Consider the following 20,836-nt stretch of genomic DNA (forward strand, 5'->3'; position numbering starts at 1 on the left):
CGGCACTTTACCGGGTGGCTGGAGGTGAGGCAATTAACCTGGGGGTGGGGCCATGGCTGACGGCGCTATCGGGGCAAGCCCCCCGCCCACGATGAACAGCATTTCAATGTTGGAATTCGGTCGAATGTGGGAGGCGGCTTGCCCACGAAAGGCCCCAAAAGAACAATAAAAAAACCCGCGCCTGTCACCAGAACGCGGGTTTCTGTTATTGCTTCAAGCGATCAACGCTCCAGCAAAATCCGCAGCATGCGACGCAACGGCTCAGCCGCGCCCCACAGCAGTTGGTCGCCGACGGTAAACGCGCCGAGGAACTGGCTGCCCATGTTCAGCTTGCGCAGACGGCCCACCGGTACATTCAGGGTGCCAGTGACCTTGGTCGGGCTCAGCTCCTGCATGCTGATGTCGCGGTTGTTCGGCACCAGCTTGACCCACGGGTTGTGCTGGCTGATCAACCCTTCGATATCGGCGATTGGCACGTCTTTGTTCAGCTTGATGGTCAGCGCCTGGCTGTGGCAGCGCATGGCGCCGATGCGCACGCAGATACCGTCAACCGGGATCGGGCTCTTGAAACGGCCGAGAATCTTGTTGGTCTCGGCCTGGGCCTTCCACTCTTCGCGGCTCTGGCCGTTCGGCAGCTCTTTGTCGATCCATGGGATCAAGCTACCGGCCAATGGCACGCCGAAGTTCTCGGTCGGGTAAGCATCGCTGCGCATGGCTTCGGCCACACGACGGTCAATGTCGAGGATTGCACTGGCCGGGTCGGCCAGTTGATCGGCGACGGCCGCGTGGGTGGCGCCCATCTGCTTGATCAGCTCACGCATGTTCTGCGCGCCGGCACCGGAGGCCGCCTGATAGGTCATGGCGCTCATCCACTCGACCAGACCCGCTTCGAACAGGCCACCCAGGCCCATCAGCATCAGGCTGACGGTGCAGTTGCCACCGACGTAGTTCTTGGTGCCGGCATCCAGTTGCTGGTCGATGACCTTGCGGTTGACCGGGTCGAGGATGATCACGGCATCGTCCTGCATACGCAGGCTCGACGCGGCGTCGATCCAGTAACCCTGCCAGCCCGCTTCGCGCAGTTTCGGGAAGACTTCGCTGGTGTAGTCGCCACCCTGGCAGGTCACGATCACGTCGAGTGTCTTCAACTCGTCAATGCTGTAGGCATCCTTGAGCGGGGCAATATCCTTGCCCACGGACGGCCCTTGGCCACCCACGTTCGAGGTGGTGAAAAACACCGGCTCAATAAGATCGAAATCCTGCTCTTCCAGCATCCGCTGCATGAGCACGGAACCGACCATACCGCGCCAACCGATCAGACCTACACGTTTCATCGCAACTACACCTTGTTAAAAAGTGGGCCGTCTTGCAGCAACAACTGCAAGCGGGCCCGAGAGATTACAGATTCCGCAGCGCGGCGACTACTGCGTCGCCCATTTCTTGCGTACCGACTTTGGTGCAACCCTGCGACCAGATGTCACCGGTGCGCAAACCCTGATCCAGCACCAGACTCACGGCCTTCTCGATCGCGTCCGCCGCATCGCTCAGGTTGAAGCTGTAACGCAGCATCATCGAGACCGACAAAATGGTCGCCAGCGGGTTGGCAATGCCCTGGCCCGCAATGTCCGGCGCCGAACCGTGGCAAGGCTCGTACATGCCCTTGTTGTTGGTGTCCAGCGACGCCGAAGGCAGCATGCCGATAGAGCCCGTGAGCATCGACGCCTGGTCGGACAGGATGTCGCCGAACAGGTTGTCGGTGACGATCACGTCGAATTGCTTCGGCGCGCGCACCAGTTGCATGGCGGCGTTGTCCACGTACATGTGGCTCAGTTCGACATCCGGGTAGTCCTTGGCCACTTCCTCGACGATTTCGCGCCACAGTTGGCTGGAGGCCAGTACGTTGGCCTTATCCACCGAGCAGACTTTCTTGCCGCGCACGCGGGCCATGTCGAAACCGACACGGGCGATACGGCGGATTTCGCTCTCGCTATACGGCAGGGTGTCGTAGGCCTGGCGCTCGCCACTTTCCAGTTCGCGCACGCCGCGTGGGGAGCCGAAGTAGATGCCGCCGGTCAACTCACGCACGATCAGAATATCGAGACCAGCCACCACTTCCGGCTTCAGGCTCGACGCGTCGGCCAGTTGCGGGTAGAGGATCGCCGGGCGCAGATTGCCGAACAGGCCCAGTTGCGCGCGGATCTTCAGCAGGCCGCGCTCAGGGCGGATGTCACGTTCGATTTTGTCCCACTTCGGACCACCCACGGCGCCGAGCAGCACAGCATCGGCAGCACGGGCGCGGTCCAGGGTTTCATCGGCCAGTGGCACGCCGTGTTTGTCGATGGCGGCGCCGCCGATCACGTCGTGGCTCAGCTCGAACCCCAGGCTGTACTTGCTGTTGGCGAGTTCCAGGACTTTGACCGCTTCGGCCATGATTTCCGGACCAATACCGTCGCCAGGGAGAATCAGAATCTGCTTGCTCATGGGTTCCTCATTTCATCGAGCGACCTGCCCGTGGGCAGGTCGGGAAAATTAATCAGCGTTCGGCCCATACCACGAGCACATCGGTGCTGAAGGTGCCGTCGGCTTGAATCTCGTAGTAATCGCGCACTTCCTGGCCCATCGCCTGCTGCAACTCCAGGATCGCGGCGCGCAGCACTTGCGGTGTACGCATACGTTCGACCCACGAGGTGTATTCCAGGCGCAGGCGCTGGCGGCTGCTGTTGCGTACATGCAAACCGGCTTCGCTGAGCTGACGCATCCACTCGGCGGCGGAGTAATCGCGCACGTGACTGGTGTCGCGCAGCACCTCGACGGTCTGCAGGTAAGTGTCCAACAGCGGACTACCCGGTGACAACACGTCAACAAAGGCCGCCACGCCGCCCGGCTTGAGCACGCGGCGCACTTCACGCAGGGCCAGGCCAAGGTCGCTCCAGTGGTGGGCCGAGTAGCGGCTGAACACGAAGTCGAACTCGCCATCGGCGAACGGCAGGCGCTCGGCGGCGCCATTTACGGTGCTGATATTGGTGAAGCCGCGATCTTGCGCAGCGGCAGCCACCACATCAAGCATCTGCTGGGACAGGTCATAGGCCACCACTTCCTTGACCAGCGGCGCCACATTGAAGCTCACATGACCGGCACCGCAACCGAGATCCAGCAGTCGCGCACTGCCCTGCCCGGCCAGTTCTGCCTGCAGCAGCGCGAATTCTGTGCCCTGGGCGTGCACGGCACTGCTCAGGTAGGCAGACGCCTGTTCGCCGAATTGTTTTTGCACGACTTGGGTGTGGGCGGTGTTGGTCATGGTGGCATCCTTCAAGGGTTGCGTTGCTAGTACCGGCCCTATCGGGGGCAAACCCCCTCCCACAGGGGAACGCATTCCAAATGTGGGAGGGGGCTTGCCCCCGATGAGGCCGGTCCTGCCTATATCAATTTAGGCGTCGCGAAACAGCCAAGGCTGGCTCGCTCGGTGCTTGGCTTCAAACGCCGCAATCGCATCACCGTCCTGCAAGGTCAGGCCGATATCGTCCAGGCCGTTGATCAGGCAGTGTTTACGGAAGGCGTCCACCTCAAAGTGGTACACCTTGCCGTCCGGACGGGTCACGGTTTGCGCAGCGAGGTCGACGGTCAACTGGTAGCCCACATCGGCTTCCACTTGCTTGAACAGCTCGTCGACTTCTTCGTCAGTCAAGATGATCGGCAACAGGCCGTTCTTGAAGCTGTTGTTGAAGAAGATGTCGGCATAGCTCGGCGCGATGATGCTGCGAAAGCCATATTCTTCGAGGGCCCACGGCGCGTGCTCGCGGCTGGAACCGCACCCGAAGTTTTCCCGGGCCAGCAACACGCTGGCGCCTTGGTAGCGTTCGGCGTTAAGCACGAAGTCCTTGTTCAGAGGGCGCTTGGAGTTGTCCTGGTAGGCGTAGCCCACGTCCAGGTAGCGCCACTCGTCGAACAGGTTAGGGCCGAAACCGGTGCGCTTGATCGACTTCAAAAACTGCTTGGGGATGATCTGGTCGGTGTCCACGTTGGCACGGTCCAACGGCGCGACAAGACCTGTGTGTTGGGTAAAAGCTCTCATCGGGTATTCCTCAGATCAATTCGCGAACGTCGATGAAACGACCGTTGACGGCAGCGGCGGCGGCCATGGCCGGGCTCACCAGGTGGGTACGGCCACCGGCGCCCTGACGCCCTTCGAAGTTACGGTTGGAGGTCGACGCGCAATGCTCGCCCGACTCCAGGCGGTCCGGGTTCATCGCCAGGCACATCGAGCAGCCCGGCTCACGCCATTCAAAACCGGCTTCGAGGAAGATCTTGTCCAGGCCTTCGGCTTCAGCCTGGGCTTTAACCAAGCCTGAGCCCGGAACCACAATGGCCTGCTTGATGGTCGAGGCGACTTTGCGTCCCTTGGCGATCACCGCCGCAGCGCGCAGGTCTTCGATCCGCGAGTTGGTGCAGGAACCGATAAACACGCGATCCAACTGGATGTCAGTGATTGCCTGGTTGGCCTTCAAGCCCATGTACTTCAAGGCGCGCTCGATGGAACCGCGCTTGACCAGGTCGGCTTCCTGAGCCGGGTCCGGCACGTTCTGGTCGACGGCCAGGACCATTTCCGGCGAAGTACCCCAGCTGACTTGCGGCTTGATCTGGGCAGCGTCGAGTTCGACCACGGTATCGAACACCGCATCAGCGTCGGAGACCAGGTCTTTCCAGGCTTCGACGGCGGCATCCCAATCGGCACCAGCCGGTGCGAAAGGACGACCCTTGACGTATTCGACGGTCTTTTCATCCGCCGCCACCATGCCCACGCGGGCACCGGCTTCGATGGACATGTTGCAGATGGTCATGCGGCCTTCGATGGAGAGGTCGCGAATGGCGCTGCCGGCAAATTCGATGGCATGGCCGTTACCGCCAGCGGTGCCGATCTTGCCGATCACAGCGAGGACGATGTCCTTGGCGGTGACGCCAAACGGCAACTTGCCTTCGACGCGCACCAGCATGTTCTTCATTTTCTTGGCAACCAGGCACTGGGTGGCGAACACGTGCTCGACCTCCGAGGTGCCGATACCGTGAGCCAGGGCGCCGAAGGCACCGTGGGTCGACGTGTGGGAGTCACCGCAAACCACGGTCATGCCTGGCAAGGTGGCGCCCTGCTCCGGGCCGATCACATGGACGATGCCTTGACGCACATCATTCATCTTGAATTCGGTGATGCCATATTCATCGCAGTAATCATCGAGGGTCTGCACCTGCAACCGCGACACAGTGTCGACGATGGCGTCGATGCCGCCCTTGCGCTCCGGGGTGGTCGGTACGTTGTGGTCCGGGGTGGCGATGATCGAGTCGACGCGCCAAGGCTTGCGCCCGGCCAGTCGCAGGCCTTCGAACGCTTGTGGCGAGGTCACTTCATGGATGATGTGACGGTCGATATAGATCAGCGACGACCCATCATCGCGCCGTTTCACTTCATGGGAATCCCAAAGCTTGTCGTAAAGCGTTTTGCCGGCCATCAGTCGGTCCTCATCAGCGGTATTTCATTCGCCGGGCTTTTCAATAACCCTTTGGCTTGTGAGGCTGATGGTATGGCGCTACATTAAATAACTCAAATTCATATTTTTTATGCTTTGGATTACCAACTGGAATACCACAATGGACTTGGCCAACCTCAATGCCTTTATCGCCATCGCCGAGATCGGCAGCTTCTCCGGCGCTGGAGAACGCCTGCACTTGACCCAACCGGCCATCAGCAAACGTATCGCCGGCCTGGAACAGCAATTGAAGGTGCGACTGTTTGATCGCCTGGGCCGTGAAGTCGGCCTGACCGAGGCCGGACGCGCCTTGCTGCCGCGCGCTTACCAGATTCTCAATGTGCTGGACGACACCCGCCGCGCCCTCACCAACCTTACCGGCGAGGTCAGCGGGCGACTCACATTAGCCACCAGCCACCATATAGGCCTGCATCGCCTGCCGCCTATCCTGCGAACCTTTACACGGGAATACCCGAACGTGGCGCTGGATATTCAATTTCTCGATTCTGAAGTGGCCTACGAAGAAATCCTCCATGGCCGCGCTGAAGTGGCAGTGATCACCCTGGCGCCCGATCCCCACAACCTGGTGCGCGCCACGCCAGTGTGGGACGACCCGCTGGACTTTGTGGTGGCGCCGGAGCATAGCCTGATCAGTAACGGCTCCATCAGCCTGGCTGATATTGCCGGCCATCCGGCGGTTTTCCCTGGCGGCAACACGTTTACCCACCATATTGTCAGCCGGTTGTTCGAGGCCCAAGGCCTTACCCCGAACATCGCGATGAGTACTAACTACTTGGAAACTATCAAAATGATGGTGTCTATCGGCCTGGCCTGGAGCGTGTTGCCGCGCACCATGCTCGACGATCAGGTGGCAAGTATCGCTTTGCCAGGCATACAACTCAGTCGCCAGCTAGGCTATATCGTGCACACCGAAAGGACGCTGTCGAATGCTGCGCGGGCTTTCATGAGCCTATTGGACGCACAGATGGATTTGCCAGGGATACCGGCATGACACTGTGCGGCCTCGGGTTCTGAGTAAAACCGTGCTGTTTGCCCATCGAATCAAGGCCCTTTGATAATGCGCAACCCCGTCGACCCCGTGCCACCCCTACCCCGCATTTACGCGCTGGACCCTCAACAGGCGGAACAAAGCTGGGAGAGCGCGCCACAACTGCTGGCAGCCCTTAACGCTGCGCGGCTGGGCGCATGGTGCTGGGAAATAGACACCGGCCGCATAAGTTGGTCACGGGGCACCCAGGCGTTGTTTGGTTTTGATCCGCGCCAACCGCTGCCCCAGGACCTGGACTACCTTGATTTGCTGGCCCAGTCGGATCGCGCCCGAGTGGTACGGGCTTTTCACGCCGTACTGGCCGGCGAGCCGCTTGAGCAGGCCATGCATCACCGCATCCAATGGCCTGACGGCAGCTTTCACTGGCTGGAAATCAACGGCAGCCTGCAGCCGGACAAAACCGGTCGGCGCCGCATGATCGGGGTGATCCGCGAGGTTACCCACCAGCGTGAACGTGAAAACGCCCTCGGGCACTCCGAAAAACGCTTCGCCACGCTGTTTCACCTGTGCCCGAACATGGTACTGCTGACGCGCCGGGCCGACGGCCTGATCAGCGAAGCCAACCAGTATTTCGAGATGCTCTTCGGCTGGCCCTTGGGCGATGCCATCGGCCGCACGACCCTGGAACTGGGCCTGTGGCGCCACCCGGAACAACGCGCACAATTGGTCAAGGCCACGCAGCGCAAGGGCGAGCCCATTACCATGGAGGTGCAGTTTTGCGCCAGCAACGGCCAAGTCCACAATGGCACGCTCAGCGCGCAAAAAGTCGAGTTGGAGGGTGAGGCCTATCTGATCAGCACCTTCCTCGACACCACCGAACGCAAAAATGCAGAGCAGGCGCTCAAGGACAGTCAGGAGCGCCTCGACCTGGCACTGGACTCGGCACAACTGGGCACTTGGGACTGGCACATTCCCAGCGGCATGCTCTATGGCTCGGCGCGCGCAGCCCAATTGCACGGTCTGCCGTCCGAACCGTTCCACGAATCCTTCGACGCCTTTTTCGAAGGCATGCCCAACGAGGAACGGGACAACATGCGCAACGCCTACCGCACCCTGCGCGAAGGCCCTGCCGGAAACTACCAACTGACCTACCGCGTGGCCATGGAAGATGGCAGCTCGCGCTACTTGGAAAGCCGTGCTCGCCTGTACCGCGACGAGCGAGGTTTACCCCTGCGCATGGCCGGCACGCTGCTCGATATCACAGACCAAGTGGAGCGCGAACAACGCCTGAGCGCCTCCGAAGAAAAATTCGCCAGCCTGTTCCAGGCCAGCCCCGACCCGATCTGCGTCACAGGCCTGGAGAGTGGCGCCTTTATCGAGATCAATCCGGCCTTTACCCAAACCTTTGGCTGGAGCGCTGCCGAGGTAATCGACAAGAGCGCTGACCAGATCGGCCTATGGGATGATTCCAGCCAGCGCCTGGAGCGTATCGAGCGGGTCATTCGCGAGCAGTCGTTGAGCAACGTGGCCGTGGTAGTGCATCACAAGAATGGCCACAGCCTGACCTGCATGATTTCCAGCCGCCTGATCAAGGTCGGAGATCAAGCGTGCATCGTTACGACGTTGCGCGATATCACCCAACAACAGCGCTCCGAGGCCGCGCTGAAGGCCAGCGAGGAGAAATTCGCCAAGGCCTTCCATTCCAGCCCTGACGCGATTTCCATCACCGAGCGCGACACTGGCCGCTATGTGGAGGTCAACGATGGCTTCTGCCGCCTGACCGGCTTGCGAGCTGAAGAAGCTATTGGCCTGACTTTTTACCAGATCGGCATCTGGGCCGATGAGAACCAACGCTCGGCGCTATTGGCCGAGTTGCAGATCAAGGGCCGCATTCACCATCTGGAAATGCTCTGGCACAACAAACGCGGTGAAGTGCTGGCAGTAGAAGTCTCGGTCGAGCCCATCACCCTGAATGAAACCCCGTGCCTGCTGCTGACCGCGCGGGACGTGAGCCTGCTGAAAAACGCCCAGGCGCAGATCCGCCATCTGGCCTACCACGACCCGCTGACCAACCTGCCCAACCGTGCGCTGTTGATGGACCGCCTGAGCCAGCAGATCGCCCTGCTCAAACGCCATAACCTACGCGGCGCGCTGCTGTTCCTCGATCTTGACCACTTCAAGCACATCAATGACTCCTTGGGCCATCCGGTCGGCGACACCGTGCTGAAAATCGTCACCGCGCGGCTGGAAGCCAGCGTGCGCATGGAAGACACCGTGGCGCGCCTGGGTGGCGATGAATTCGTGGTGCTGCTCAGCGGCCTGGATGGCTCGCGCCAGGAAGTCAGCAGCCAGGTGCAGGAACTGGCCGACACCCTGCGTGAATTGCTTTCGGAGCCGATGTTCCTGGACGGGCACAGATTGCAGGTCACGCCGAGCATTGGCGTGGCGTTGATTCCCGATCACGGCTCCACACCGGCCGACCTGCTCAAGCGAGCCGACATTGCCCTTTACCGCGCCAAGGACTCAGGGCGCAACACCACGCAGATGTTTCACAACAGCATGCAAAAAGCCGCCAGCGAACGCCTGCGCATGGAAACCGACCTGCGCCTGGCCCTGGCGCGCGGCGAATTCAGCGTTCATTACCAACCCCAGGTGGATGCGCGCGGTAACAAGATCGTCGGTGCGGAGGCACTGGTGCGTTGGCAGCATCCACAATTGGGTGCGCAGTCACCGTCGGAATTTATCAAGGTGCTGGAAGACAGCGGCCTGATCCTTGAAGTGGGCACCTGGATCCTTGATGAGGCCTGCGCCGCCTTTGGGCAACTGATCAAAGAAGGCTTGGTGGACCCGCTGAATTTCAGTCTATGCGTGAATATCAGCCCCCGGCAGTTTCGCCAGAACGATTTCGTGGAACGGGTGGAACACAGCCTTAAGCAGCATTCCTTGCCCTGCAGCCTTCTGAAACTGGAAATCACCGAAGGTATCGTGATCCAGAACCTGGATGACACCGTCAACAAGATGCGCCGCCTGAAGAAGCTCGGCGTGAGCTTTGCGATGGATGACTTTGGCACCGGTTACTCTTCACTGACATACCTCAAGCGCCTGCCGGTGGACGCGCTGAAGATCGATCAGTCGTTTGTGCGAGACGCGACCCATGATCCAAACGACGCGGAAATCATCAGGGCGATCGTGGCGATGGCTCGCAGTTTGAATCTGGAGGTGATTGCCGAGGGTGTGGAGACCCCCGAGCAACTGGCATTCCTGCAAGCGTTGGGGTGTCATCTGTATCAAGGGTTCATTTACAGCAGGCCGCTACCGCTGAAAGAGTTCAGGCAATTGCTGATATAACTATTAAATAGTCGACTGCTACTTTCATGACGAACAGCGACAGTCGATTATTTTTCAGGCCAACGCCAATACATTAATCAATTGCTAAAACATTACGCTTTAAAAAACGACTTCAATCCGCTCATGGCCCCACCCACCTTTTCAAACATCGAAGCAGCAAGTGAACCACCGATACTAACCGCACCGGAAATCGCCAACCCGACCGGACCTAATAACGGCGCCGCCAGACTTATCAGCGGACTAAGTGCTTTTACCACTCCCCCCAACACCTTACCAATTCCACTGAAAACACTGCCGACTTTGTCAAAGACTTTTCCGAAAAAGCTGCCAATCTTGGAAAAAAAACTCTGCTTCTTCGGGGCTGGCTTACAAGGCCTGCAAAGCTTTGGCGGGGCTGGCTTGCAGGGTACACAGTATGTTGGCGGGGGCGGGTTATAACACCCAAACCGGATGCCGCAACCAGGGCCTGAGGCACGGATGGGCAACGTCGCACTGGAACCGCAGTTAGGGGAGTAAACGGAATTAACGCCATAGGTACGGCTCACAACTGGATCACGCATAAGAATTTTAGTCCTATATTTATCCGAGTTAAGACGGCAGATAGCAGCAATACAGAAGACCAGTATTTTTTACGCACTAACTACCTGACGCCCAACCCTTACGTGGCCATCCCCCCCAAAAAGTTCCTTGATCAATGCCAACCGCTCACGTTGAATTTGTCATACAGCCCGAACGACTTACATCAACATTTAAAGCACGTCAGGATGACTCATACCCAATAGACAACTTACCTGCCGCACATCCGTCTCGCGACGAAGGGCGGTAAACAGTTCCACCGCCTGCGGGTAATTACGCGTTAACATCGCCAACCATTGTTTCAATCGCCCAGGCGCCTGTTTTTCAGTCAGTTGCGCTACCGACTGGGTCCAGAACTCGCGGAGCATGGGCTGCATCTCTGCCCACGTCATTTCGACCACTTCCTCGCCTGCGCGCGCTGCTGCAATCTGCCGCGCCAGGTCAGGGCGCGCCACCAGGCCACGGCCAAGCATGATGTCCTCTACGCCGCTGATCTCCCGACAGCGGCGCCAGTCTTCGACGCTCCAGATATCGCCATTAGCGAACACCGGCACCTTGACCACGTCCTGGACCCGCGGGATCCACTCCCAATGAGCCGGCGGCTTGTAACCATCGGCCTTGGTACGCGCATGCACCACGATATGCGCCGCACCGCCTTCGGCCAGGGCCGTGGCGCACACCAGCGCGCCATCCGGGCTATCGAAGCCCAGGCGCATCTTGGCAGTCACCGGGATATGGGCAGGCACCGCACGCCGCACGTGTTCAACGATCTGGTTGAGCAACTCCGGCTCCTTGAGCAGCACGGCACCGCCTCGGGACTTGTTGACGGTCTTGGCCGGGCAGCCAAAGTTCAGATCGATCACTTGCGAACCCAGCTCACAGGCCAGTGCGGCATTCTCCGCAAGGCACACGGGGTCGGAACCGAGCAATTGCACGCGCAAGGGCACGCCCGCAGCGGTGTGGGCACCGTGCAGCAGCTCTGGAGCAAGTTTGTGGAAGTACGCCGGGGTCAGCAGGCGGTCGTTGACGCGGATAAACTCGGTCACGCACCAGTCAATACCGCCCACACGGGTCAACACGTCCCGCAGGATGTTGTCGACCAACCCTTCCATGGGCGCCAAAGCAATTTGCATGGAAAACACTCAACAAAAATCGTGGCGCAGTTTACTGGGTTTCCTACGGCAACCGTTAACCCCCTGTCAGGGCGGGGCCATAGCCATCGAGAAACTCGCTCGGCATGCGCTTGGGCTTGCCCGTGGACAATTCGATGCAGACGAAGGTGGTTTGCGCGCGCAGAAGGGTTGCACCGTCACGCGGGCGGACCAGTTGAAAGCGGCGGGTCATCTTCAGACGCTGGTCCCAATCGACGATCCAGGTGGCCAGTTGCAGCTCGTCACCTTCGTAGCCTGCCGCCAGGTAATCGATCTCATGGCGCACCACCGCCATGGCGCGGTCCAGACGGCGATACTCGGTCAGGTCCAGCCCCAAACGCTGGGAATGACGCCAGGCACAGCGCTCCAGCCAGGACACGTACACCGCATTATTTGCGTGCCCCAGGCCGTCGATATCCTCAGGGGCGACCTGCAGGTCAATGATAAACGGCGTTGCCAAATCCCAGCCCATGCCTTGCTCCCAGTCGATTAATGGCGGCGGGAGGCAGTGTATCAGGCGCTTTGCCGCGCCTGTAGACGACAACCCGCCAACAGCTCCAGCACACCATCGATCACCCGCGGATCGGCCAGTACTTTCTGGTGGCCGCCTTGTTCCAGGCGCAGCAGGCGGCTGTCGAACCAGGCTTCGTGAATGGCTTGGGAGGCGTTGACGGGGACAAAGGTATCGTCTTCAGCGTGCACGATCAGCCCGGGAATATTCATTTGATAGTGGGCCACATCCAAATGCTTGAGTGGCATTCCGAATGTTTGCTCCACCTCCTGAATAAACACCGAACGCGCCTTCGCTGGCAAACCGACCATTTGGGTAAAACCACGCAGTACATCCAGGAAACGCGACGGTGCAGCGATACTGACCAACGCCTGGGTACGCAACCCCAACTGCACCGCCAACATTGCACTGGCGCCCCCCATGGAATGGCCGACCACTGCATGCAGGGGCGGCAACTCGGCCGCCGCCTCCAGCATGGCGCGAGCAAACAGCAGCACATGAGCCTCACGCCCCGGTGAGCGGCCATGGGCAGGGCCGTCCAGAGCAATCACGGAGTAACCGTTGTCGACTAAGGCGGTGATCAGACTGGCAAACTGGGTTGGCCGGCCTTCCCAGCCGTGCATCAACAAAACTGCCGGACCCTGCCCCCAGCGCAGGGCCGACAAGCCAAAGCGCAAGGTGATGCGCTCCGATTGCGCCAGCAGCGGTAACTCCCAGTCACGGGGCGGCAGGTCGCGGGGCGTCATGAAGGCTCGACGCATCTTGTTGGCCACCGTGTGCGGCGCCAGGTACCCCAGCGTGCCGTTGAAGCGACGAATCCAGGTTAACGCGCCCATTTTGCGAGCCCTCTTCCTATCGCACAGCCGACTTGGCAGCGCGCAACACTCGGTCCGACAGCTCACCCGGCCCCAAGGCGCGGGCCAAGGCCAGGCCACCGATCATTAATGCCATATCGGCTAAGGCCTTGTCGGTGTCTTCAGGGCTTGCGGCAAGCTGAGCAGCCATCAACTCGACATGTTCGCTCAGCGCGTCGCGAAAGGCGTCCGGCAGGCGAGCCATCTCCCCTACAGTCGCTGGAATCGGGCAGGCCTGAGCGGTGGAGTCGCGATGCTTGCGCGAGAGGTAAAACGCCGCAACCAACCCCCTGCGCTCTTCTCCGGTCAACTGCGCGTCCATATCGTCAATGGAGGCGCGACGCCGTGCCAGCAGTTGCGTAAAGGCCTCCAGCATCAACGCATCCTTGCTTTCAAAGTGCGCGTAGAAGCCGCCGACGGTCAGCCCCGCCGCGCCCATGACTTCACCGACACTCGGCTCGGCCGGGCCGCGCTGGATCAACGCGGCGCTGGCGGCCTGCAGAATGCGTTCGCGGGTTTGCGCTTTTTTATCGTTCATCAAAGCCTCCGACTCTCATGGGCTGAATATTATTACCATAATAATATTTAGCAAGCGACAGTCATGACCACTGGTCAGAACAGGAAGAAAGGAGATGATGAGAGAAGTGGTCAAACGCCAGACAAACAAAAGGGCCATTCAATAATTGAATGACCCTTAAAAATCCCGCAGAGCGGGTAATCGTGGCGTCCCCTAGGGGACTCGAACCCCTGTTACCGCCGTGAAAGGGCGGTGTCCTAGGCCACTAGACGAAGGGGACACAAACCTTCTATACAACTGACCGAGCTGAGATCGGTCGATTCAAGGACGGTGTGGCCGGAACCTTGAACCTGTAAATTGGTGGAGCTAAACGGGATCGAACCGTTGACCTCTTGCATGCCATGCAAGCGCTCTCCCAGCTGAGCTATAGCCCCAGATTTTTCGCCTCGCGGCGCAGCAGACCTTTCGAGCTGCTTGTTGAAAATGGCGTCCCCTAGGGGACTCGAACCCCTGTTACCGCCGTGAAAGGGCGGTGTCCTAGGCCACTAGACGAAGGGGACAAAACCTTCTGTACAACCGATCAGAGCTGAGACCTGATCTATTCAAGGACGGTGTGGCCAGACCTTGAAACTGTAAATTGGTGGAGCTAAACGGGATCGAACCGTTGACCTCTTGCATGCCATGCAAGCGCTCTCCCAGCTGAGCTATAGCCCCTCATCGGTGATGACGGGGCGAATCTTAATGGCGGCTTGGAAGTGTGTCAAATTTATTTTCAACATTTTCCAAATTTTTTTGCCGGGATAACAATCACTTACCGACGAAACCCCGGAAAACCGGGGTTTCGTCACTGCAACGGCCTGCTTAGGCGATAGCGCCCAGCAGCTTTTCCCACTCTTTGTTTTCTTTCTTCGAGACACCACCAAGCAAATCAAGGGCTTGGCGCAGACGGAAACGGGTGAGATCCGGACCGAGAATTTCCATCGCATCGAGCACCGACACCGAACTGGCCTGCCCGGTAATCGCAGCAAACATCAGCGGCATGGCATCACGCAACTTCAGTTCCAGGGATTCAACCACCGCCTGAATCGTCGCAGTGATCGCATCCTTCTCCCACTGACGCAGGCTTTCCAGCTTCCACAGGATCAACTGCATCAACTGACGAACCTGGTCACCAGAGAGCTTCTTGGACTCGAACAGCTTGGCATCCGGGTTAACGCCCCCGGCAAAGAAGAAACTAGCCAACGGTGCAACCTGGCTGAACGTTTCCACCCTGCCCTGCACCAGCGGCGCGATCTTCATCATGTACTCGGGGTTCAACGCCCACTGCTGCACGCGGCTGGCAAACTCTTCCACCGGCAGATCGCGCAACCATTGGCCGTTGAGCCAGGACAGTTTCTCGACATCGAAAATCGGACCGCCCAGGGACACGCGTGACAGGTCGAAGTTGTCGACCATTTCCTGCAACGAGAACTTCTCACGCTCGTCCGGCATCGACCAGCCCATACGGCCCAGGTAGTTAAGCATCGCTTCCGGCATGAAGCCCATGCGCTCGTAGAAGGTCACCGAAGTCGGGTTCTTGCGCTTGGACAGCTTGCTCTTGTCCGGGTTACGCAGCAGCGGCATGTAGCACAGCTGCGGCTGTTCCCAACCGAAGTATTCGTAAAGCAGGATCAGTTTCGGCGCCGACGGCAGCCACTCTTCGCCACGCAGTACGTGGGTGATGCCCATCAGGTGGTCGTCGACCACATTGGCCAGGAAGTACGTCGGCAGGCCGTCGGTCTTCATCAGCACTTGCATGTCCATGCGATCCCATGGGATCTCGACGTCACCGCGCAGCATATCCGGCACCACGCACACGCCTTCGCTCGGCACTTTCATGCGGATAACGTGCGGTTCGCCAGCAGCCAGGCGCCGAGCCACTTCTTCCTTGGACAGCAGCAGCGCGCGGCCATCGTAGCGCGGGGTTTCGCCACGGGCCTGTTGCTCGGCGCGCATCTGGTCCAGTTCTTCGGCGGTGCAGAAGCACGGGAACGCATGGCCCATGTCGACCAGCTGCTGTGTGTATTGCTTGTAAATGTCGCTGCGCTCGCTTTGGCGATACGGACCGTGCGGCCCGCCGACGTCCGGGCCTTCAGCCCAGGTAATGCCCAGCCAGCGCAGGGCATCGAAAATCTGCTGTTCAGACTCGCGAGTGGAGCGCAGTTGATCGGTGTCTTCGATCCGCAGGATGAATTCACCGCCGTGCTGCTTGGCAAAACAGTAGTTGAACAAGGCGATGTAGGCGGTGCCGACGTGGGGATCCCCAGTAGGCGATGGCGCAATGCGCGTGCGGACGGTGGTCATGGCGGGTCTCGAATGGGCGATAAAACTTAAAATTGAAACAAGGGGCGAATGGTAACAGCCTGGGTGATTTCTGGAAAACCGAGGCGTAACCATCGAGGGCAAGTCGAATCGTCGCACCGCCCCTCCCACATTTGACGGTGTTCACAAGTCAAAGCGTGGGAGGAGGCTTGCCCCCGATGAGGCCCGCCCAGCCACCGCAGATCAGACAGCCAGCAAGCGCTCGCGCAACTTGCCAATCTCATCCCGCGTCTGCGCCGCCGCCTCGAACTCCAGATCCCGCGCCAACTGGTACATCTTCTCTTCCAACTGGCGGATCCGCTTGGTGATCTCACTCGGCGAGCGCAGTTCGTTCTCGTACTTGGCGCTTTCCTCTGCGGCCTTGGCCATGCCCTTGCGCTTCTTGCTGCGCGAACCGGGCACGGTGGCGCCTTCCATGATGTCGGCGACGTCCTTGAACACGCCTTTGGGCGTGATGCCATTTTCCAGGTTGAACGCGATCTGCTTGTCGCGACGACGCTGAGTCTCGCCAATCGCCCGTTCCATAGAACCGGTGATGCGGTCCGCGTAGAGAATCGCCCTGCCATTAAGGTTTCGCGCCGCCCGCCCGATGGTCTGGATCAGCGAGCGTTCGGAGCGCAGAAAGCCCTCCTTGTCCGCATCGAGGATCGCCACCAGCGACACTTCCGGCATGTCCAAACCTTCGCGCAGCAGGTTGATGCCTACCAACACATCAAAGGTACCCAGGCGCAGATCACGGATGATCTCAACGCGCTCCACCGTGTCGATATCCGAGTGCAGATAGCGCACCCGCACGCCGTGGTCGGCCAGATAGTCGGTCAAGTCTTCGGACATGCGCTTGGTCAGCGTGGTGACCAGCACCCGCTCTTCCAAAGCGACACGCTTATTGATCTCGGACAGCAGGTCATCGACCTGGGTCAGCGCCGGGCGGATTTCAATTTCCGGGTCCACCAGGCCGGTCGGACGCACCAGTTGCTCAATAACGCGGCCGGCATGCTCGGCCTCATAGTTACCCGGTGTGGCCGACACAAAAATGGTCTGCGGGCTAATAGCCTCCCACTCGTCGAAGCGCATCGGTCGGTTATCCAGTGCCGACGGCAGCCGGAAACCGTACTCCACCAACGTCTCTTTACGTGAGCGGTCGCCCTTATACATAGCGCCCACTTGCGGCACGCTGACATGGGATTCGTCGATCACCAGCAGCGCGTCATCGGGCAGGTAGTCATAGAGCGTCGGCGGCGGCGCGCCGGATTCGCGACCCGAGAGGTAGCGCGAGTAGTTTTCAATGCCGTTGCAGTAGCCCAGCTCCAGGATCATCTCCAAGTCAAACCGGGTGCGCTGCTCAAGACGCTGGGCTTCCACCAGCTTGTTATTGGCCCGCAGGTATTCCAGGCGCTCGGCCAACTCCACCTTGATGCCCTCGATGGCACCCATCAGGGTTTCACGCGGGGTCACGTAGTGACTTTTCGGATAGAAGGTGAAGCGCGGCAGCTTGCGGATAACCTCGCCGGTCAACGGGTCGAAGGCTGAGAGGCTCTCCACTTCATCGTCGAACAGCTCGATGCGGATCGCTTCCAGATCGGATTCGGCCGGGTAAATATCGATCACGTCGCCGCGCACGCGGAAGGTGGCGCGGGCAAAGTCCATGTCGTTGCGGGTGTACTGCAAACTCGTCAGGCGGCGCAACAACTCCCGCTGGTCGAGTTTGTCGCCACGGTCCACGTGCAGCACCATCTTCAAATACGCTTCCGGGCTGCCCAGGCCGTAGATACACGACACCGTGGTGACAATGATCGCGTCCTTGCGCTCCAGCAGCGCCTTGGTCGCCGACAGCCGCATCTGCTCGATATGGTCATTGATCGACGCATCCTTCTCGATAAAGGTGTCGGAAGACGGCACATAAGCTTCAGGCTGGTAGTAGTCGTAGTAGGAAACGAAGTATTCCACTGCGTTATTCGGGAAGAACGCCTTGAACTCGCCGTAGAGCTGCGCGGCCAGGGTCTTGTTTGGCGCCAGCACCAAGGTGGGCCGGTTGATCTGTGCGATCACGTTGGCAATGCTGAAAGTCTTGCCTGAACCGGTCACCCCGAGCAGCGTCTGGTGAGCCAGGCCGGCCTCGATGCCTTCGACCATCTGGCGAATGGCTTCTGGCTGATCGCCAGCGGGTTCAAAGCGGGTGACTAGTTGGAAATCCGACATAACGTACCTCTTGAAGTCACCCCGGACTGTAAACCCGTCGGGGAATAAATAGACCACCACCCGCGAACTTTCAGAGCGAGCAGTAGGAAAAAACCATGATAGCCATAGAAGTGGTGGCGAATGTGACGGGTTTCAAGGCAATCGTCCTGCCTGCCATCTGGGATCGACGTTGCAATAAGACTAACGGTCAGCAAATAAACCGAAAAACTTGGCCGAAAAGCCGTTTCGGTTGTCGCCCTCAGCCGTGATGGCCTCTATACTAGCTCCCCGTTTGTGCACCGCTCTAGTGCATTCGGCTGGAGCGCGACACGTCCCTCCCTTCCCCCATAGAGCTGCCGCAAAAATGAGCCTGTTCTCCGCTGTCGAAATGGCACCACGCGATCCTATCCTGGGCCTCAACGAAGCATTCAACGCCGACACACGAACCACCAAGGTCAACCTTGGCGTAGGCGTTTACTGCAACGAGGAGGGGAAGATTCCACTCTTGCGTGCCGTTGCCGAAGCGGAAGCCATTCGCGTGGCGCAACACGCCGCCCGTGGCTACTTGCCGATCGACGGTATCGCCGCCTATGACAAGGCCGTTCAAACCCTGCTGTTCGGGAACGACTCGCCACTGCTCGAAGCTGGTCGTGTCGTGACCGTCCAGGCCGTTGGTGGCACTGGCGCCCTGAAGATCGGCGCTGATTTCCTCAAGCAACTGCTGCCAGACGCCGTCGTCGCCATCAGCGACCCGAGCTGGGAAAACCACCGTGCGCTGTTCGAAACCGCTGGTTTCCCGGTGCAGAACTACCGCTACTACGACGCCGCCACCCACGACGTGAACCGCGCCGGCCTGCTCGAAGACCTCAACGCCCTGCCGCCGCAGTCCATCGTGGTGCTGCACGCCTGCTGCCACAACCCGACCGGCGTCGACCTGAGCCCGGCCGACTGGCAAAACGTGCTGGACGTGGTCAAGGCCAAGAACCTGGTGCCGTTCCTCGACATGGCCTACCAGGGCTTTGGCGATGGCATCCACGAAGACGCAGCCGCTGTGCGCCTGTTCGCGGAATCGGGCTTGACCTTCTTTGTCTCCAGCTCGTTCTCCAAGTCGTTCTCTCTGTACGGCGAACGTGTGGGCGCGCTGTCCATCGTCGGCGACTCCAAGGAAGAAAGCGCGCGCATCCTGTCCCAGGTCAAGCGTGTGATCCGCACCAACTACTCCAACCCGCCAACCCACGGCGCAGCGATCGTTGCCGCCGTGTTGAACAGCCCTGAACTGCGCGCCCAGTGGGAAGCCGAACTGGCCGAGATGCGCCTGCGCATCCGTGGCATGCGTGAGCAGATGGTTGCCGAACTGGCCAAGGCTGCGCCGGGCCACGACTTCAGCTTCGTCGGTCGCCAGCGTGGGATGTTCTCCTACTCCGGTCTGACCGTTGAGCAAGTCACCCGCCTGCGCAGCGAGTTTGGTATCTACGCGCTGGATACCGGGCGTATCTGTGTGGCGGCGTTGAACCAGTCGAACATTGCTGCGGTCACACAGGCAATCGTTCAGGTGCTGTAAACCTGCTAGCGTTGCACAGAAGGGGAAGCCATGGTTTCCCCTTTTTTGTGTCCAGCCCCTAGACTGAACCCTGACCGCCCCTTTGCTGTGAGAGCTCTATGAGAAACGACGACTTGGACCTGCGCGCCGACCGCGACGAACTGCACGACTACACCCCACGCGCGCCGCAGGTGAAGCGGCAGAAGAGTTTGGTGTTGCAGGTGGCCCTCGGTGTATTCCTTGGTGGTTTGGCGTTGTGGCTGGTGCAGTTGGGTGCGACAGCAATCATGGCGAAACTCGCCATGGGCACCTTCCAGTTCGGCGGCTGATAAAAAAACAGGTGGGACGGGACTTATCCCCTCCCACAGTGGATTCAGGCGGCTACCAGCCCGCGCTCTTCCAGCAACTTCACAAAGCTGTTCAAACTCTGCGAAACAGTCCCCCGCCGCCAGATCAACCAAGTGTTCAGCAAGCGAAAGCTGTCCATCAGTGGCCACACACTCACCGCAGCGAACCCGGGCATGCTTTCCAACATACTGCGCGGCATCAGCGCCAGCCCAGCACCGGCGCTGACGCAGGCGAGCATGCCGTGGTAGGACTCAATCTCGAAGATCTTGCCCGGCACCGCGCCATCCTGTGAGAACCAGCGTTCAAAGTGATGCCGGTACGAGCAGTTCGAGCGGAACGTATAGATGTTCTCGCCATTTACGTCCTGCCCCCGGCTGATCGGCGCATGGTGCAGTGGCGCGATCACCACCATCTCCTCCTCAAACACCGCCACGCCCTCCAGGGTCGAATGCAGCACCGGCCCGTCGACAAACGCGGCGGTCAGGCGCCCCGACAATACCCCCTCGATCATGGTGCCCGACGGCCCGGTGCTCAGGTCCAGTTCGACCTTGGTGTGCTTCTGGTTATACGCCGCCAGCAACGCCGGGATACGCACCGCCGCCGTGCTTTCCAGGGAGCCGAGGGCAAACGCCCCCTGAGGTTCTTCCCCCGCCACCGTCGCGCGGGCCTCTTGCACCAGATCGAGAATGCGCCGCGCGTAACCGAGGAAATTCCAACCCGCCGGCGACAGGCGCAGTCGGCTCTTCTCGCGGATAAACAGCTCCACGCCCAGATCCTGCTCCAGTTGCTTGATCCGCGTGGTCAAGTTTGACGGCACCCGATGAATCAACTGCGCGGCGGCGCTGATGCTGCCTTGTTCGGCGACGGCCTTGAAGATTTCCAGTTGCACGAGATCCAATTCATTCTCCATTTGTGAACGTATTG

General features: G+C 59.8%; 17 protein-coding genes and 4 tRNA genes. 5 read left to right on the forward strand and 16 right to left on the reverse strand.

Annotated elements, in window-relative coordinates:
* Positions 1 to 221 precede the first annotated feature (221 nt).
* From asd to leuC, 5 genes are all read right to left on the reverse strand, one after another.
* Entirely contained in the window at positions 222 to 1,334 is a 1,113-nt protein-coding gene (asd, locus tag LRO94_RS19150; RefSeq protein ID WP_032888280.1) for an aspartate-semialdehyde dehydrogenase, read from the reverse strand.
* A gap of 64 nt (positions 1,335 to 1,398) precedes the next feature.
* A complete protein-coding gene (gene leuB, locus LRO94_RS19155) occupies positions 1,399 to 2,481 on the reverse strand; it encodes a 3-isopropylmalate dehydrogenase (RefSeq protein ID WP_179178695.1) in 1,083 nt (360 codons plus the stop codon).
* A 52-nt stretch (positions 2,482 to 2,533) separates the two neighbouring features.
* Complete coding sequence (locus LRO94_RS19160; protein WP_032888283.1) at positions 2,534 to 3,298, reverse strand: class I SAM-dependent methyltransferase; 765 nt, start codon at positions 3,296 to 3,298, stop codon at positions 2,534 to 2,536.
* 129 nt (positions 3,299 to 3,427) lie between these two features.
* Positions 3,428 to 4,072: a 3-isopropylmalate dehydratase small subunit gene (leuD, locus tag LRO94_RS19165; RefSeq protein WP_032888286.1), complete on the reverse strand. Its 645-nt coding sequence runs from the start codon at positions 4,070 to 4,072 to the stop codon at positions 3,428 to 3,430.
* Between the two features lie 10 nt (positions 4,073 to 4,082).
* On the reverse strand, positions 4,083 to 5,501 hold the full coding sequence (leuC, locus tag LRO94_RS19170; protein WP_053128838.1) for a 3-isopropylmalate dehydratase large subunit: 1,419 nt from the start codon (positions 5,499 to 5,501) through the stop codon (positions 4,083 to 4,085).
* A gap of 139 nt (positions 5,502 to 5,640) precedes the next feature.
* Here leuC and LRO94_RS19175 point away from each other — a divergent pair, with 139 nt between their 5' ends.
* From LRO94_RS19175 to LRO94_RS19185, 3 genes are all read left to right on the forward strand, one after another.
* Entirely contained in the window at positions 5,641 to 6,531 is an 891-nt protein-coding gene (locus tag LRO94_RS19175; protein ID WP_032888291.1) for a LysR family transcriptional regulator, read from the forward strand.
* Between the two features lie 66 nt (positions 6,532 to 6,597).
* The gene (locus LRO94_RS19180; RefSeq protein ID WP_179178694.1) at positions 6,598 to 9,876 is read left to right on the forward strand and encodes an EAL domain-containing protein; all 3,279 of its coding nucleotides are present in this window, start codon (positions 6,598 to 6,600) and stop codon (positions 9,874 to 9,876) included.
* A 123-nt stretch (positions 9,877 to 9,999) separates the two neighbouring features.
* Positions 10,000 to 10,314 (forward strand): hypothetical protein, encoded by a 315-nt coding sequence (locus LRO94_RS19185; protein ID WP_163034994.1) that lies wholly within the window; start codon positions 10,000 to 10,002, stop codon positions 10,312 to 10,314.
* A gap of 311 nt (positions 10,315 to 10,625) precedes the next feature.
* Here LRO94_RS19185 and LRO94_RS19190 read toward each other — a convergent pair whose 3' ends face one another.
* From LRO94_RS19190 to uvrB, 10 genes are all read right to left on the reverse strand, one after another.
* Positions 10,626 to 11,585 carry a tRNA dihydrouridine synthase gene (locus LRO94_RS19190; protein WP_032888297.1) on the reverse strand — a complete coding sequence of 320 codons (960 nt, stop codon included), beginning with the start codon at positions 11,583 to 11,585 and terminating at the stop codon, positions 10,626 to 10,628.
* A 55-nt stretch (positions 11,586 to 11,640) separates the two neighbouring features.
* Complete coding sequence (locus tag LRO94_RS19195) at positions 11,641 to 12,075, reverse strand: acyl-CoA thioesterase (RefSeq protein ID WP_032888298.1); 435 nt, start codon at positions 12,073 to 12,075, stop codon at positions 11,641 to 11,643.
* A gap of 41 nt (positions 12,076 to 12,116) precedes the next feature.
* Positions 12,117 to 12,950 (reverse strand): alpha/beta hydrolase, encoded by an 834-nt coding sequence (locus LRO94_RS19200; RefSeq protein WP_179178693.1) that lies wholly within the window; start codon positions 12,948 to 12,950, stop codon positions 12,117 to 12,119.
* 16 nt (positions 12,951 to 12,966) lie between these two features.
* Positions 12,967 to 13,506 carry a TetR/AcrR family transcriptional regulator gene (locus tag LRO94_RS19205; protein ID WP_032888304.1) on the reverse strand — a complete coding sequence of 180 codons (540 nt, stop codon included), beginning with the start codon at positions 13,504 to 13,506 and terminating at the stop codon, positions 12,967 to 12,969.
* A 183-nt stretch (positions 13,507 to 13,689) separates the two neighbouring features.
* A tRNA-Glu gene (locus LRO94_RS19210) sits at positions 13,690 to 13,765 on the reverse strand.
* A 78-nt stretch (positions 13,766 to 13,843) separates the two neighbouring features.
* Positions 13,844 to 13,919 (reverse strand) — tRNA-Ala (locus LRO94_RS19215).
* Between the two features lie 50 nt (positions 13,920 to 13,969).
* A tRNA-Glu gene (locus LRO94_RS19220) sits at positions 13,970 to 14,045 on the reverse strand.
* Positions 14,046 to 14,123: 78 nt separating this feature from the next.
* Positions 14,124 to 14,199: transfer RNA gene (locus LRO94_RS19225), tRNA-Ala, on the reverse strand.
* A gap of 147 nt (positions 14,200 to 14,346) precedes the next feature.
* Complete coding sequence (gene gltX, locus LRO94_RS19230) at positions 14,347 to 15,828, reverse strand: glutamate--tRNA ligase (protein WP_032885844.1); 1,482 nt, start codon at positions 15,826 to 15,828, stop codon at positions 14,347 to 14,349.
* A 201-nt stretch (positions 15,829 to 16,029) separates the two neighbouring features.
* Complete coding sequence (gene uvrB, locus LRO94_RS19235) at positions 16,030 to 18,045, reverse strand: excinuclease ABC subunit UvrB (protein ID WP_032885845.1); 2,016 nt, start codon at positions 18,043 to 18,045, stop codon at positions 16,030 to 16,032.
* Positions 18,046 to 18,388: 343 nt separating this feature from the next.
* Between uvrB and LRO94_RS19240 the strand changes: the two genes are divergently transcribed.
* Together LRO94_RS19240 and LRO94_RS19245 are read left to right on the forward strand one after the other, a co-directional pair.
* Complete coding sequence (locus LRO94_RS19240; protein WP_032885846.1) at positions 18,389 to 19,585, forward strand: amino acid aminotransferase; 1,197 nt, start codon at positions 18,389 to 18,391, stop codon at positions 19,583 to 19,585.
* 98 nt (positions 19,586 to 19,683) lie between these two features.
* Entirely contained in the window at positions 19,684 to 19,893 is a 210-nt protein-coding gene (locus tag LRO94_RS19245; RefSeq protein ID WP_032885847.1) for a hypothetical protein, read from the forward strand.
* A 44-nt stretch (positions 19,894 to 19,937) separates the two neighbouring features.
* Here LRO94_RS19245 and ptrR read toward each other — a convergent pair whose 3' ends face one another.
* Positions 19,938 to 20,810: a putrescine utilization regulator PtrR gene (gene ptrR / locus LRO94_RS19250; RefSeq protein WP_032885963.1), complete on the reverse strand. Its 873-nt coding sequence runs from the start codon at positions 20,808 to 20,810 to the stop codon at positions 19,938 to 19,940.
* Positions 20,811 to 20,836 lie beyond the last annotated feature (26 nt).

Origin of the sequence: Pseudomonas sivasensis, from assembly GCF_021391435.1 — a bacterium.
GTDB lineage: Bacteria > Pseudomonadota > Gammaproteobacteria > Pseudomonadales > Pseudomonadaceae > Aquipseudomonas > Aquipseudomonas sivasensis.

Bases quoted from the DNA above. Each gene is read 5' to 3' on its own strand.
- LRO94_RS19185 (WP_163034994.1), top strand. From the start codon at position 10,000: ATGGCCCCACCCACCTTTTCAAACATCGAAGCAGCAAGTGAACCACCG.
- leuC (WP_053128838.1), bottom strand. From the start codon at position 5,501: ATGGCCGGCAAAACGCTTTACGACAAGCTTTGGGATTCCCATGAAGTG.
- asd (WP_032888280.1), bottom strand. From the start codon at position 1,334: ATGAAACGTGTAGGTCTGATCGGTTGGCGCGGTATGGTCGGTTCCGTG.
- LRO94_RS19200 (WP_179178693.1), bottom strand. From the start codon at position 12,950: ATGGGCGCGTTAACCTGGATTCGTCGCTTCAACGGCACGCTGGGGTAC.
- LRO94_RS19195 (WP_032888298.1), bottom strand. From the start codon at position 12,075: ATGGGCTGGGATTTGGCAACGCCGTTTATCATTGACCTGCAGGTCGCC.
- LRO94_RS19175 (WP_032888291.1), top strand. From the start codon at position 5,641: ATGGACTTGGCCAACCTCAATGCCTTTATCGCCATCGCCGAGATCGGC.
- leuD (WP_032888286.1), bottom strand. From the start codon at position 4,072: ATGAGAGCTTTTACCCAACACACAGGTCTTGTCGCGCCGTTGGACCGT.
- gltX (WP_032885844.1), bottom strand. From the start codon at position 15,828: ATGACCACCGTCCGCACGCGCATTGCGCCATCGCCTACTGGGGATCCC.
- leuB (WP_179178695.1), bottom strand. From the start codon at position 2,481: ATGAGCAAGCAGATTCTGATTCTCCCTGGCGACGGTATTGGTCCGGAA.
- LRO94_RS19240 (WP_032885846.1), top strand. From the start codon at position 18,389: ATGAGCCTGTTCTCCGCTGTCGAAATGGCACCACGCGATCCTATCCTG.
- LRO94_RS19205 (WP_032888304.1), bottom strand. From the start codon at position 13,506: ATGAACGATAAAAAAGCGCAAACCCGCGAACGCATTCTGCAGGCCGCC.
- LRO94_RS19160 (WP_032888283.1), bottom strand. From the start codon at position 3,298: ATGACCAACACCGCCCACACCCAAGTCGTGCAAAAACAATTCGGCGAA.
- LRO94_RS19245 (WP_032885847.1), top strand. From the start codon at position 19,684: ATGAGAAACGACGACTTGGACCTGCGCGCCGACCGCGACGAACTGCAC.
- LRO94_RS19190 (WP_032888297.1), bottom strand. From the start codon at position 11,585: ATGCAAATTGCTTTGGCGCCCATGGAAGGGTTGGTCGACAACATCCTG.
- LRO94_RS19180 (WP_179178694.1), top strand. From the start codon at position 6,598: ATGCGCAACCCCGTCGACCCCGTGCCACCCCTACCCCGCATTTACGCG.
- uvrB (WP_032885845.1), bottom strand. From the start codon at position 18,045: ATGTCGGATTTCCAACTAGTCACCCGCTTTGAACCCGCTGGCGATCAG.